This is a genomic window from Corynebacterium provencense (assembly GCA_900049755.1).
Taxonomy (GTDB): Bacteria; Actinomycetota; Actinomycetes; order Mycobacteriales; family Mycobacteriaceae; genus Corynebacterium; species Corynebacterium neomassiliense.
Map to the genome: position 1 here is coordinate 737683 of LT160593.1, position 13733 is coordinate 751415.

Annotated in this window: 14 protein-coding genes; 10 read left to right on the plus strand and 4 right to left on the minus strand. The window is 66.9% G+C overall.

The window, feature by feature from the left end:
- Window positions 1–40: 40 nt before the first annotated feature.
- The 3 genes from BN3906_RS09775 to BN3906_RS09785 all read left to right on the plus strand — a co-directional run bounded on the left by BN3906_RS09775 (window position 41) and on the right by BN3906_RS09785 (window position 3094).
- Window positions 41–1000 (plus strand): ABC transporter ATP-binding protein, encoded by a 960-nt coding sequence (locus BN3906_RS09775; protein ID WP_066587747.1) that lies wholly within the window; start codon window positions 41–43, stop codon window positions 998–1000.
- Complete coding sequence (locus BN3906_RS09780) at window positions 997–1797, plus strand: ABC transporter permease (RefSeq protein WP_066587749.1); 801 nt, start codon at window positions 997–999, stop codon at window positions 1795–1797. Before BN3906_RS09775 ends, BN3906_RS09780 begins: the two co-directional genes overlap by 4 nt.
- Window positions 1798–2068: 271 nt before the next feature.
- Complete coding sequence (locus BN3906_RS09785; protein WP_261797032.1) at window positions 2069–3094, plus strand: COX15/CtaA family protein; 1026 nt, start codon at window positions 2069–2071, stop codon at window positions 3092–3094.
- Between the two features lie 91 nt (window positions 3095–3185).
- Here the strand turns inward: BN3906_RS09785 and BN3906_RS09790 are convergent, their stop codons facing one another.
- Window positions 3186–4172 carry a hypothetical protein gene (locus BN3906_RS09790; RefSeq protein ID WP_066587752.1) on the minus strand — a complete coding sequence of 329 codons (987 nt, stop codon included), beginning with the start codon at window positions 4170–4172 and terminating at the stop codon, window positions 3186–3188.
- Between the two features lie 46 nt (window positions 4173–4218).
- A complete protein-coding gene (locus BN3906_RS09795; RefSeq protein WP_066587755.1) occupies window positions 4219–4548 on the minus strand; it encodes a hypothetical protein in 330 nt (109 codons plus the stop codon).
- Between the two features lie 97 nt (window positions 4549–4645).
- On the opposite strand from BN3906_RS09795, the gene BN3906_RS09800 reads away from it, so the two are divergent.
- Both BN3906_RS09800 and BN3906_RS09805 read left to right on the plus strand, forming a co-directional pair.
- Window positions 4646–5176, plus strand: a complete 531-nt coding sequence (locus tag BN3906_RS09800) for a hypothetical protein (RefSeq protein ID WP_066587758.1) — start codon at window positions 4646–4648, stop codon at window positions 5174–5176.
- Window positions 5151–5543: an ImmA/IrrE family metallo-endopeptidase gene (locus tag BN3906_RS09805; RefSeq protein ID WP_066587760.1), complete on the plus strand. Its 393-nt coding sequence runs from the start codon at window positions 5151–5153 to the stop codon at window positions 5541–5543. The genes BN3906_RS09800 and BN3906_RS09805 overlap by 26 nt, the downstream gene beginning before the upstream one ends.
- Before the next feature lie 38 nt (window positions 5544–5581).
- Here the strand turns inward: BN3906_RS09805 and BN3906_RS09810 are convergent, their stop codons facing one another.
- Window positions 5582–6538 (minus strand): heme o synthase, encoded by a 957-nt coding sequence (locus tag BN3906_RS09810; RefSeq protein WP_261797033.1) that lies wholly within the window; start codon window positions 6536–6538, stop codon window positions 5582–5584.
- A 204-nt stretch (window positions 6539–6742) separates the two neighbouring features.
- Here BN3906_RS09810 and tkt point away from each other — a divergent pair, with 204 nt between their 5' ends.
- The 5 genes from tkt to pgl are packed head-to-tail and all read left to right on the plus strand — an operon-like array spanning window position 6743 to window position 13484.
- Window positions 6743–8824, plus strand: a complete 2082-nt coding sequence (gene tkt, locus BN3906_RS09815; RefSeq protein ID WP_066587765.1) for a transketolase — start codon at window positions 6743–6745, stop codon at window positions 8822–8824.
- A 37-nt stretch (window positions 8825–8861) separates the two neighbouring features.
- Window positions 8862–9962, plus strand: coding sequence for a transaldolase (gene tal, locus BN3906_RS09820; protein WP_066587774.1), 1101 nt, complete (start codon window positions 8862–8864; stop codon window positions 9960–9962).
- Window positions 9959–11476, plus strand: a complete 1518-nt coding sequence (zwf, locus tag BN3906_RS09825; RefSeq protein WP_066587776.1) for a glucose-6-phosphate dehydrogenase — start codon at window positions 9959–9961, stop codon at window positions 11474–11476. Before tal ends, zwf begins: the two co-directional genes overlap by 4 nt.
- Before the next feature lie 35 nt (window positions 11477–11511).
- Entirely contained in the window at window positions 11512–12642 is a 1131-nt protein-coding gene (locus BN3906_RS09830; RefSeq protein WP_078057488.1) for a glucose-6-phosphate dehydrogenase assembly protein OpcA, read from the plus strand.
- Window positions 12639–13484: a 6-phosphogluconolactonase gene (gene pgl, locus BN3906_RS09835; RefSeq protein ID WP_227870961.1), complete on the plus strand. Its 846-nt coding sequence runs from the start codon at window positions 12639–12641 to the stop codon at window positions 13482–13484. Before BN3906_RS09830 ends, pgl begins: the two co-directional genes overlap by 4 nt.
- Here pgl and secG read toward each other — a convergent pair.
- Complete coding sequence (gene secG, locus BN3906_RS09840) at window positions 13472–13708, minus strand: preprotein translocase subunit SecG (protein WP_066587784.1); 237 nt, start codon at window positions 13706–13708, stop codon at window positions 13472–13474. The two genes, pgl and secG, sit on opposite strands and share 13 nt — an antisense overlap.
- Window positions 13709–13733: the final 25 nt, after the last annotated feature.

Genomic DNA, 13733 nt, shown 5'->3' on the forward strand with positions numbered 1-13733 from the left:
CGACCGGCAACCGGGCCCTTCCCCGGAACCGGTCCTGCACATGGCGGGGGTCGTGAAGAAATTCGGTCCCGTGACCGCGGTGGACGGCCTGGACCTCGACCTCGGCAGGGCCGAGGTTCTGGCACTCCTCGGCCCCAACGGGGCAGGAAAGACCACGACCGTCGAGATGTGCGAGGGGTTCATCACCCCGGACAGGGGCACTGTCCGGGTTCTGGGGACGGACCCGGCCACCGATGCGGACCGTCTCCGGGGCCGTATCGGGATCATGCTTCAGGGTGGAGGCGCCTACCCGGGCATCAGGGTCGGTGAGATGCTCAGGCTCGCGGCGTCCTACTCCGCTGATCCTCTCGACCCGGACTGGCTGCTGGAGATCGTGGGGTTGTCAGGCCACGAGAAATCGAACTACCGGCGGCTGTCCGGCGGACAGCAGCAGCGGCTCTCGCTGGCACTCGCCCTTGTGGGCCGTCCGGAGCTGGTCTTCCTCGACGAACCGACGGCAGGTCTGGACGCCCAGTCCAGGCTCGCGGTGTGGGAGCTCATCTCAGCCCTGAGCAGGGACGGTGTGTCGGTTGTTCTGACCACCCATCTCATGGACGAGGCGGAGGCGCTTGCGGACCGGGTCGTGATCATCGACCACGGGGCGGTCGTCGCCCAGGGGACGGTCTCCGAGCTCACCGGGTCGGCTGACCCGGTGGTCACGGTGAAGTGTTCGGGAACTCCTGATCTGGACGCCCTCCGCGACCGGCTGCCCGGCGTCACGGTCACCGCGGTCCGCCCGGACCGTTTCACGGTGACCCCGGTTTCGCCGGCGTCGCACCCGTCTACGGTCTCCCCTGTGTCCCACGGGGCCGGTGGGACCTCTGCCGTCACTCCGGCCCTGGTGGCCGGCATCGCCTCCGCTGTCGGCGACCAGGGCGTCCTCATCACCTCACTGACCGTGGAACAGCGCAGTCTCGAAAGTGTGTTCCTCGACATCACCGGACGGGAGATCCGCTCATGAGCACCTCAGGGCACACCCCGGGCCGCTTCGCACCGGGGACGTTCCGTCCCGGTCCCTCGCGTGCACCCGCGGTCCAGATGCTGAAGTCCCAGGCGAAGATCGAGACTCTGCTGTTCCTCCGTCACGGGGAACAGCAGCTCGTGTCCCTCGTGATTCCCCTGGGAATGCTCGTGATCTTCAGTCTGCTGCCGCTCACCGGACTCGACGACCCGGTGGACTCGGTCTACCCCATGACCCTCGCGGTGGCACTGATGGGCGCGGGGTTCACCGGACAGTCCATATCGGTGGCGTTCGACCGGAGGTACGGGGCACTCAAACGCATCGGCGCCTCGGGTGTGCCCACGCGGATCCTCATCGCCGGCAGGATCGCAGCGGTCCTGGCCGCCGTCGTGACCCAGCTGGTTGTCCTGACAGCGGTGGCGCTGGTGCTGGGGTGGAGGCCCGACTTCGCCGGAGCACTGCCGGCGGCGGCGTTCCTCATTGTCGGAGCGGCCGCATTCACCGCACTCGGACTGCTGCTCGGCGGAACGCTCAGTTCCGACCTGGTCCTCGCCCTCGGCAACACCGTCTGGTTCCTTCTCATGGCTGCTGCCGTGGTGACTGTCCTCGACCCCGCGCTTCCCGTTCCGTTGACCGTCGCACTGGACGTGCTCCCCTCCGTGGCGCTGACCCACGGTCTGCTGGAGGCGGCTGCCGGCGGTTTCGACGGTGGTGCACTGCTCGTCCTTGTGGTGTGGGGTGTGGGGGGCACCCTCGCTGCGCTGCGCTGGTTCTCTTTCACGATGGACGCCGACTAGACTCGGCGACCGTGACCACGACGCCGGAGACGCCCGAGAAACTCAGCAGCACTGTTCCGGAGGCGGCGGTGCCGGCAGTACCGCCGGCGGACGTCGCGCGGCCCCCACGGCGGGTAACGACCGTACCGGGCGTTCCGCCCGCCGGCGGTTCCCCCGGACCGAGTGGGCGACCCTTCGCGCCCCCGGATTTTCCTTTCACCTGGGTGTGACTGTGGGGCTGTTGGCTGGTCTTTGTCTCTTATACCCATCGGATTGTTTAAAAGGGACGGGCCTGACTCTCCGCCTCTACGCGGCCGTGGCCCGCCTGTGCCGCCGTCTGCCTGTGCCCACGGTGCAACGGCAGTGGCTCTACGCTGTCATCCTCATGTTCTGCCAGGGGGGCATCACCTTCACCGGATCTCTGGTGAGGGTCACAGGCTCCGGCCTGGGCTGTCCGACGTGGCCGGAGTGCCAGCCGGGTTCCCTGGTCCCGGAGTCGGGGGCGGCGCCGGCGATCCACCAGGCCATCGAGTTCGGCAACCGGATGCTCACTTTCGTCGTGTCCCTTGCCGCGTTGCTGGCGTTCCTGGCGGTCCTGCGTGCGGCCCGCCGCAGTTCACTGCTGGACATTGCCTTTCTGCAGGGTCTGGGGATCATAGCCCAGGCGGTCATCGGTGGCGTCACCGTCCACATGGATCTGGCGTGGTGGATGGTCATGGCGCACTTCCTGCCGTCGATGCTGCTGACTTTCTTCGCGGCCGTGCTGGTGGTGAAGGTCCGCGAGCCTGATGACGCGGTGAAGCACGCCGGTATGCCGGCGGCCCTGCGGTGGGCCACCTGGATCTCTGCGGCCAGTCTGGCGGTGGTTCTGGTCACCGGGACGATGACGACCAGTTCCGGCCCCCACGCCGGTGACGACGCTATCCGGCAGTCCGACCGACTGCAGATACCGCTGATCGAGATGGCGAACCTTCACGCCCACGGGATGTACCTTTACCTGGGTGTGACTGTCGGGCTGCTGGCTGGTCTTTTCGCTGTCCGGGCTGACCGCAGGATTCTGAGGGTGGCAGGCTGGCTCATTCTGGGCATAGTCCTGCAGGCGGCTGTGGGGATCATCCAGTACAACATGAATGTGCCCAGGTGGACGGTCCCCCTGCACGTCATCGGTTCTGCCGTGCTCACTGCGGCGACCGGGATGCTGTGGTCGATGAGGTTCCGCAGGGGGGATGCCTCACTTGACCGGACCTTCGACAACTGGGAGGACGGACAGGGCAGGCAGGACGCCCGGGGCGGGGACGCGGACACTGTCCGGTCCTGAGGCTGCCGGACAGAAGGAGGGCGGGTGCGGGCGCTCCGGCCCCGGTGCGCAGCGGCAGCCGTCCGGTGGTGACATCGGGGTCGGTGGAGGTTCAGCGGGGAGGAAGCGTCCCCAGGTAGGACTGCCGGTACCGGTCGGTGACGCGACGGGTCGCCGACCTCTCCGGTGGGAGTCCGTCATTGAGAGGTTGCGGCAGTCCCACGGTCGGAAGATCCATCGGCAACCGGACGGGTACCTCTGCCATGAACGTCGTGACCACTGACTCGACCGCTTCTTCGTCGGCGGCGAAGTGCCGGTCGGCAAGGTGACTGGTGTCCACCCGTCCGAGGCCGAGGTCGGTGGCAAAGTCTTCGCGGGAGTACCCGGCCCGTCGGGCTCCGTCCGCAGTCATGGGCGCGAAATAGTAGGTGTAGGACCGGTACAGGTCGCAGTCTCCGATGCCCGGAGGGGTGCCGTCCGGAAAGGCTTTCCGGGTTCTTTCCCCGGCTGCGCGCTCCGCTGCCCTGTCGAGAGCTTTCCATATGAGCACTGCCGCGGTCACTCCGAGTACCAGTCCGAAGATCCCGGTGAAGAAGCCGACCCCGAAAAGCTGCACAACCACCGCTGCCGTAACGAGGACCGTGACGGCTTTCGCCGGTGCCCGGAGCCTGACGGCCGGTGGTTTCTCAACTGAAGAGACCCGGCTTTCGGCCTCGCTCACCAACTGTCTGACGGACCGTGCATCTGCGACGAAGGCTAATCTGAATGACGCCCTGTACTCCCTGATCACTGTCAGAAACGGGACGGCAAATCCCTTCTCCCATGCCGTGTATTTCTTTCCGATGGTGGTGTCCAGCCACTGCTGGTAGCGGAGGTTCCGGTTCTCCGCTGTCTCTCTCTGCTGGGCCTCGAGCTGTGCCCGTGCGATCTCAGAATGGTCCTGAGATTCCCGGAGAATCCGGTCGAGCTGGTCGTTGGCCAGGTTCTGGGAGCGGAGAATATGCTGCTGGGCGGCCAGCGACTGCTTCTCTCTCCGTATTCTCCTGTCTCTCTCGGAGCCGCCGAAGAAGTCGTCTACGGCATCTTCAAAGTCTGGCATGACGGTATAAGGTGTCCTTTCCGCGGTCTGACTGAGTCAGTAGGTGTCAGTCTGTGTCACGGGAAACGAGCCGTGTCCAGATGTGCAGTTCGCGGGGTGTTCCCATCAGGGAGGCGACATGCACGGCCATGGGCAGTCCCACAGGGGCGCCGTTTCTCAGTGCGTGGAGTTCTTCAGGGGTGACGCGCAGCGATGCTGCGAGTTCACGGTCGTCGGTGATGCCGAGGGATCCGGCTATATGGTCGAGTGCTCCGGGTCGGAACTCATAGACTGCCCGTACCATCGGCTCCCCTCCCTCCGCTGCGATCTGCCCGTGGCGCCGGTCTGCGGGCACCGGCCGGCCGGCTCCGGGCCGGTAGTCCGGATCTTCCGGCACCTGAAATACATAATGCAATCTCAGCGGACAATATGCAACAGTCCGCGGATGTGCTCTCCCCCCGCGTATGACTACATCGTGCACTAGCATGGGGACAATGAATTACCGTGCGTGGATCAACGCGCTCATCGGAACGGACACTCTCCGGGTCGCCTCAGCGAAGATCGGTCTCTCCCACAGCACCATCACCCGCCAGCTCAGCCGGGGTACCCTCACTCCCACGGCCGTCATCTCACTGTGCCGCGCCTACGGGAGATCTCCGGTGGACGGACTGGTGGAAACCGGCTATCTACGGGCCGAGGAGACCGAAGGTGTCGGTGTGCCCCGTGCGCTCGTCGCCGCGACCAACCAGGAACTGCTCGACGAAGTCCTGCGGCGCAGCGATCCTGAGGCCCGCACCCTTTTCGGTCTGGACGATGACCTCATCAACCCCGCTCCGGAGGGTCAGCACGCGGGCGGGACAGGGGGTACGGGAAGGCAAGGAAGACAGGGAAGGCAGGGAAAACAGCCTGTCACCGACCGTGACGACGGCACGGTGGTCTCCTGGCGGCCGCACCCTCATGCGGCCGACGGCAGCCCGGACGAGGATGAAGGACGCGCTGATGCCGGAAGCGACCCCCTCCACTGAGGATCTGCTGGCCCTGGCAGAGCTGCTCACCGGCAGCAGCGTCCGCTGGTACCGGGGCGGCCCCAAGGGTGAGTGGGACAGTGACGCCCGACGGATCAGTGTGCGCCACGGAATGTCGGACGCCCAGACCAGATCTACTCTCGCGCACGAGCTCGCGCATGTGGTCCACGCCGACCCTGCGGACTGCGGAGGCGCGCAGGAGGCGCGGGCAGACCGCTTCGCCGCACATCTGCTGATACGCGTGGAGGACTTCGTCCGGGCGGAAACTGTCTACGGCGGGGACGAGGACCGGATTGCCGAGGAACTCGGGGTCACCCGACACCTCGTCAGGGCATGGAAACGCTCGGTGGCAGGGCACCCGGACTGACCCGCTGGCGGGCCCGGGGGAATTCCGGGAAGCTGCAGTCAGGCGCCGCCGAGCATCTCCGCGACCGTCTGCAGTCCGACCACGGCGTCCACCGAGAGCCCGACAAAGAGGATGGACAGGTAATTGTTCGACAGGAAGAACAGGTTCATGGGTTTGACCTTCTCGCCGCTCTTCACTCCGGTGTGCAGGGCCCAGGCCCGGATGATGAACCAGGCACCACTGACGACGGCGACTGCCGCGTAGATCCAGCCGGCCGCGGGAACCAGGAGCAGGGAACAGATGACTGTCGCCCACGTGTACCAGAGGATCTGGCGGGTGACCTCCACCGGTGGTTTGACCACCGGCATCATCGGAATTCCCGCGGCCTCGTAGTCCTCGCGGTAGCGCATGCCGAGGGCCCAGGTGTGCGGTGGCGTCCAGAAGAAGATGATCAGGAACAGCACCAGTGCCTGCCCCCATGACTCCCAGCCGGCGTGGAAGGCACCGCCGGTGGCGTCGGTCGTCGTCGCCCATCCGACCATCACCGGCATACATCCGGCCGCACCACCCCAGATGACGTTCTGCCAGGTCCGCCGCTTGAGCCACTTCGTGTAGACGAAGATGTAGAAGAGGATCGTAACGATGATGAACACGGCGGCCAGCCACGATCCGCAGAGCAGCCAGAGCCACAGGACACTGGCCACCGTCAGGCACCACGCGAACACCGTCGCCTGACGCTTGGTCACGGTGTGACGGGCCAGGGGGCGCCTGTGGGTCCGGCGCATGATCTGGTCGATGTCGTAGTCGGCGATCATGTTGAAGGCGTTCGCCGCAGCAGCGCCCATCCACCCGCCCACCAGGGTCAGCAGGACGAGTCCCAGGTCGATCTGACCGCGCTGCGCCTGGAGCATGGAGGGGATCGCGGCCACAAGGAGAAGTTCGATGACCCGTGGCTTGGTCAGCGAGATGTACGCCTTGATCTTCTCCACGGGTTTCCTGTCCTCCGTCTGCCACAGTCATGTCGCCGTCCCCGCTGACCGGGCAAAGTTGACCGGGCAAACCGGAACTCTCCTCCGGCGACCGACGGCGGCGCTGCCAGTCCGTCAGGTTACCTGAGCCCCACCGGTGATCGTAATCCACCGCACCGCAGCCCCATAACCATTCCGGGGGAACTACACTGTCGGGGTATCCCCGAAACACTTCAGGAAGGCGACCCCAGCGTGACTCTCCCCCCGGAACTCGAATCCCGTACCGTCCGGCGCTACCCGGAGGACTGGACTGAGCTCGACACCCGGGCGGTCGACACCGCGCGAGTGCTCGCGGCAGACGCCGTCGAGAACTGCGGATCCGGCCATCCGGGCACCGCCATGTCTCTCGCTCCCCTGGCCTACACCCTCTACCAGCGTGTGCTGCGGCACGATCCCGCAGACCCCGCCTGGATCGGCCGTGACCGTTTCGTCCTCTCGGCAGGTCACAGTTCCCTCACCCAGTACATCCAGCTCTACCTGGGCGGATTCGGTCTGGAGCTCGACGACCTCAGGGCCCTGCGCACCTGGGGCTCCCTCACACCCGGTCACCCGGAGGTCGGGCACACCCCCGGGGTGGAGATCACCACCGGACCGCTCGGACAGGGCCTCGCGTCCGCCGTGGGTATGGCCATGGCCTCCCGCCGTGAGCGCGGGCTCTTCGACCCGGACGCCCCGGCCGGGGAGTCCCCTTTCGACCATCGCATCTACGTCATCGCCTCCGACGGTGACCTCCAGGAGGGTGTCACGGCCGAGGCGTCCTCGCTTGCCGGCACCCAGCAGCTGGGGAACCTCATTGTCTTCTGGGACGACAACTCGATCTCCATCGAGGACAACACCGACATCGCCTTCACCGAGGACGTCGTGGCCCGCTACGCCGCCTACGGCTGGCAGACCCTCGAGGCGGACGCCGAGGACGTCACCGCGATACTCGCCGCCGTGAAGGAGGCGCAGGCCGACACGGCCCGGCCGTCCTTCATCCGGATCCGGTCGGTCATCGGTTACCCCGCCCCCACCAAGATGAACACCGGCAGCGCCCACGGGGCGGCGCTCGGGGCCGACGAGGTCGCCGGTGTCAAGAAGATCCTTGGCTTCGACCCGGAGCAGAGCTTCGCCGTGGACGACGACGTCATCGCCCACACCCGGCGACTGCGCGAGCGCGCGGCAACGGCACACGCAGACTGGCGGAAGGACTTCGACGCCTGGTCCTCGGAGAATCCGGACCGCCGTGAACTCCTCGACAGGCTGAGCGAACGGCGTCTGCCGGAGGGCTTCGACGCCGACCTGCCGACCTGGCAGGCCGGGGAGAACCTGGCGACCCGCAAGGCGTCCGAGGCGGCCCTCCAGGCACTGGGTGCGACTCTTCCGGAACTGTGGGGAGGGTCGGCCGACCTCGCCGGGTCAACCAACACCATCATCAAGGGCTCCCCCTCCTTCGGACCGGTCTCGATCTCCACCGGGGCCTGGGACGCCGAGCCTTTCGGCCGTAATCTCCACTTCGGGATCCGGGAGCACGCCATGGGGGCGATCCTCAACGGCATCGCCCTGCACGGCGGCACCCGTCCCTACGGTGCGACATTCCTCCAGTTCTCCGACTACATGCGGGGCGCCGTCCGTCTCGGCGCCCTGATGGGCACGGACGTTTACTACGTCTGGACGCACGACTCCATCGGCCTCGGCGAGGACGGCCCCACCCACCAGCCGGTCGAGCACCTCGCGGCGCTGCGCGCGATCCCGAATCTGTCGGTCATCCGTCCGGCGGACGCCAACGAGACTGCCGTGGCGTGGGCCGCTGCGCTGAAGGCCCCGGCCGCCCCGAAGGCACTGGTCCTCACCCGTCAGGGTGTCCCCGTCCTCGAGGGCACCGCCGACCTGGCCGCTGCGGGTGTCCCACGCGGCGCCTATGTGCTCGTCGAGTCCTCCACCGAGGTACCGCAGGTGATCCTCCTGGCCACCGGTTCCGAAGTCCAGCTCGCCGTCGAGGCCGCTGCGACGCTGGAGGCCGGTGGAACGGGTACGCGGGTCGTCTCCGTTCCCTGCATGGAGTGGTTCGAGCAGCAGGACGCCGACTACCGGGAATCCGTGCTGCCCTCCGCTGTCACCGCCAGGGTCTCTGTCGAGGCCGGTATCGCGATGCCGTGGAAGGCCTACACCGGACTCGACGGTGTGAACATCTCACTCGAACACTTCGGTGCCTCCGCCGACTACAAGACCCTCTACCGCGAGTACGGCATCACCGCCGACGCCGTGGTCGACGCCGCCCGTTCCCTCCTCTGATCCCGGTACACCCACCACTGAAAGCTGGTTCTTCCCGATGACCTCCAACGCAGTAGCCGACCTCGCCGCCGCCGGGACGTCCGTCTGGCTCGACGACCTCTCCCGGGACCGCATCACCACCGGAAACCTCTCCGATCTCATCACCGACCGCGGCGTCGTCGGGGTGACGACCAACCCTGCCATCTTCGCGACGGCGATGTCGAAGGGGACCGCCTATGACGCCCAGATCGCCGAGCTCAAGGCTGCCGGCGCAGACGTCAGCGAGGCCGTGTTCACCATGGCCGTCGACGATGTCCGTGACGCCTGTGACATTTTCACGGACACCTGGCGTGCCTCCGACGGCGTCGACGGGCGGGTGTCCATCGAAGTTGACCCGCGTCTCGCCGGCGATCCTGAGGAGACTGTCGCTCAGGCCAGGGCACTGTACGAACGTGTCGGCCGGGACAATGTCATGATCAAGATCCCCGCCACGGAGGTGTGCCTGCCCGCGATCACCGAGGTCCTCGGTGCGGGCATCAGCGTCAACGTCACCCTGATCTTCAGTGTCGCACGCTACCGCCGGGTCATCGAGGCCTTCCTGGCCGGTCTCGAGCTCGCGGAGGCCAACGGTCACGACCTGTCCACGATCCACTCCGTCGCGAGCTTCTTCGTCTCCCGCGTCGACACGGAGATCGACCGCAGGCTCGGTGAGATCGGCGGGGACGCCGCAGGTGCGCTCCTCGGCCGGGCCGGTGTGGCCAATGCACGGCTCGCCTACCGCGCGTTCGGAGAGCTTCTGCTCGACAGTCCCCGTTGGCGTGACCTCGCCGCCCGGGGCGCACACATCCAACGTCCGCTGTGGGCGTCCACGTCGGTGAAGAACCCCGACTACCCGGACACCCTCTACGTCACGGAACTGGTCGGACCCCACACCGTGAACACGATGCCGGAGAACACGCTGGACGCCACCGTCGACCATGCGGTGATCACCGGTGACACCCTGACCGGCACCTCCGATTCCGCGGCGGGGACTTTCCGGGCGCTCGAAGAGGTCGGTGTCGACCTGGACGACGTCTTCGAGGTTCTTGAGCGTGAGGGCGTCGAGAAGTTCGTCAGTTCCTGGACTGACCTGCTCGGTGTGATCGGGGCCCGCCTGTGACGTCCAATCCTCTGCGCAACGCCGAGGACAGGCGTCTGCCCCGGATCGCCGGTCCGTGCGGTCTGGTGATTTTCGGCGTCACCGGTGATCTGGCCCGGAAGAAGCTCCTCCCTGCGGTCTACGACCTTGCCAACCGTGGTCTGCTCCCCGCAGGTTTCAGTCTCATCGGCTACGGCCGTCGGGACTGGACCAAGGAGGAGTTCGAGGCGGAGGTACTGTCCTCGGTCCGTGACCGGGCGCGTACCCCGTGGCGGGATTCGGTCTGGGACCAGCTCGCGGCCGGCATCCAGTTCGTCACCGGTGACTTCGTGACTGACTCGGCCTTCGACCGTCTCGCGGAGATGACCCGCAGGATGGACTCCGAACGCGGTACCGCCGGGAACTGGGCCTACTACCTGTCAGTGCCGCCCCAGTACTTCTCCGACGTGTGCAACCAGCTCGAGCGGGCAGGCCTGGCCGACAGTTCCGGCGGTTGGCGGAGGGTCGTCATCGAGAAGCCTTTCGGCCACGACGAGGAGTCCGCCCGCGAGCTCAACCGGACCGTCAACGCGGTGTTCCCCGAGTCTTCGGTGTTCCGCATCGACCACTACCTGGGCAAGGAGACCGTCCAGAACATTCTGGTGCTCCGGTTCGCCAACCAGATCTTCGAGCCGCTGTTCAACTCCAGGTACATCGACCATGTACAGATCACCATGGCCGAGGACATCGGACTCGGCGGCCGTGCCGGCTACTACGACGGCATCGGTGCCGCCCGTGACGTGATGCAGAACCACCTCCTCCAGCTCCTGGCCCTCGTGGCCATGGAGGAGCCGGTCACCTTCTCTCCTGCGGAACTGAAGGCCGAGAAACTCAAGGTCCTGAAGGCGACACGGGCCCTGGGACCGTTCACCCAGACCACTGCCCGCGGCCAGTACACCGCAGGCTGGCAGGGTTCGGAGTTCGTGCCCGGTCTTCGCGAGGAGGCCGGTTTCGACCCGGAGTCAGGTACGGAGACGTACGCGGCCGCGACGTTCGGGATCAACTCCCGACGCTGGGCCGGTGTGCCGTTCTACCTGCGGACCGGGAAGAGACTCGGACGCCGCGTGACAGAGATCGCCCTGGTGTTCAAGTCTGCCCCGCACCAGTCCTTCACCGAGGCACAGACACAGACCCAGGCGGACAATGTCCTGGTGATCAGGGTGCAGCCCGATGAGGGTGTGCTGCTGAGATTCGGGTCGAAGGTACCGGGTTCGGCGATGGACGTCCGTGACGTGAACATGGACTTCTCCTATTCCGAGGCTTTCACCGAGCAGTCCCCCGAGGCCTACGAGCGTCTCATCCTCGACGCGATGCTCGATGAGGCGAGCCTCTTCCCCACCAACGAAGAGGTGGAAGAGTCCTGGCGCATCCTTGACCCGGTACTGGACTTCTGGGCGGGAGCCGGGAGACCGGAGGACTACCCTGCCGGCACCTGGGGCCCCGAGGGCGCCGACCGGATGCTGGAACGCTTCGACAGAGCTTGGAGGAGACCGTGACATCCGGTGACTTTCCCGTGGACAGGACCCGGCACATGACCGGACACGAGACAGAAAACATCTCCGGCACCGCCGGCACACCCGCTCCCCCACGCGACGCCGCGAAGACACCGCCGACGGCGGATCCCGTCGCGGCCCCCGCTGATGAAGTCCGCACTGACGGCGGCGTGAACCTGGGCAGGACCAGCACGCACCGCATCGAGAAGACACTCCGTGCCCTCAGGGAACAGCGTGGTGAGGTCGCCACCGGACGCGTACTGACCCTCATCGTCTCCGTGCGTTCCGAAGAGGATCTTCCCTCGGTCGTCCGCGGCGCCAATGAGGCGGCCCGTGAGCACCCTGCGCGGGTGATCGTCGTGGTGCACGACAGGACCACCGACGAAGTCTTCCTCGACGCGGAACTCTATGTGGGCGGGGACGCGGGAGCCGCCGAGGTCATCCTCATGCGTCTCCACGGTGAGCTGGCCGACCACGCGGACGCCGTGGTCACCCCCCTGCTTCTGCCGGACACCCCGGTGGTGGTCTGGTGGCCGTTCACCTCGCCCCGCAATCCTGCCGGGGACGCCCTCGGCACTCTCGCGACCCGGCGCATCACCGACTCTTTCTCGGACGCCGCGGCCGGGAAGGGGACGAAGGCCATCTTCCGTCGGCGTATCGGATACTCGCCGGGTGATTCCGACCTGGTGTGGAGCCGTGTCACTCCCTGGCGGGGACTCCTGTCAAGTGCCATGGACCAGCGCGACGGCGAGACTGTCACCGCCGTGGAGATCACGGGGCCTGCGGAGGACCCGGCCGTCGACATCGCGGCCGGCTGGCTGGCCGACCGGCTCGATGCCCCTGTGACACGCCTGTCGGGCAGTGCCCCTGCGGTTCCTCTTGACGCGGACGGGTTTCCCACCGCGCCGGTTGAACGGGTGGTCCTCCATTTCGACGCCGATGATCTGGTCATGGAGGTTGTCGACCACCGCACGGTCCGTATCCTCAACGGGGGAACGGAGAATCTGGTGACCCTGCACCGCAGGACCCTCGGCGAATGCCTTGCCGAGGAACTGCGGCACCTGGAACCTGACACCGCGTTCGGCGACGCCCTCCACGGACTGCCCCGGGTGACCGTCGCCGCCGACGGGCCCGGTCACGCCCCGTCTGTTCAGGAGAGTGCGCGGTGAGTGCGGAGGCTTCTCCTGTGCCTGCGGAATGCGTGGTGTGGCAGAACCGGGACGACCTGGTTTCCGGTGTGGCCCGCCGGATGGTCGAACTCATCGCCTCGGTACAGCAGGGTGGCGGTGTGGGGGGGGTCCACGGGCCGGACGGTTACGCCCGTGTCGTCCTCACCGGCGGTGGGGCGGGTATCGGCGTCCTGTCTGAACTGGCGGCGCTGGACCGTGCCGCACGGGCGGTGGCGGACTCCTTCCCCGTCGTTGCCGTGGACTGGAGCAGGGTCCACGTCTTCTTCGGCGATGAACGGTACGTGCCGGCCGACGACCCGGAGCGTAACGAGGGGCAGGCGGACGCCGCGTTGCTGTCACACGTCGGCATCCCCGCGGAGAATGTGCACCGGTACGCGGTGCCGGCCGGGGACGAGGACCCTGCCGGGCCCGGGCTCGACCGCGCCGCGCAGGAATACTCACAGTGCCTGGAGCGTTTCGCCCCGGAAGGATTCGACCTCCATCTGCTGGGCATGGGACCGGAGGGGCATGTGAACTCCCTGTTCCCCGGCACGGCGGAACTGACCTCGGAGCGGTCGGTGGTTCCGGTGAGGAACTGTCCCAAGCCCCCGCCCGAGCGGGTTTCGCTGACGCTGGCCGAGGTCCGTCGTGCCCGTCAGGTGTGGCTGCTGGTGTGCGGTTCCGCCAAAAAAGAGGCCGCGGGTCACGCGGTCTCCGGTGATGATCCTGCCGGGTGGCCGGCGGCCGGGGCGCGGGGGTCGGTGTCGACGGTCGTCCATGTCGACGCGGACGCGGCGCCGGACACGGTACCGGGGCCGGCTAAGGTCCGTCAGACCCCGTAGTTGAGGGCGAGGTTCAGGCCGATGACGGCGAGGACCCAGATGACGGCGGTGGCGATCGTGAGCCGGTCGAGGTTCTTCTCCACGACGGTGGAGCCTGAGAGGCTGGACTGCATTCCCCCGCCGAAAAGGGTGGACAGGCCGCCTCCCTTACCCTTGTGGAGGAGCACGGACAGTCCCATGAGGAGACTGGTGAGCACCAGAACAATCTGGAGGGTGAGAATCACGGGGTCTTCTGCCTAACGTCGGTCG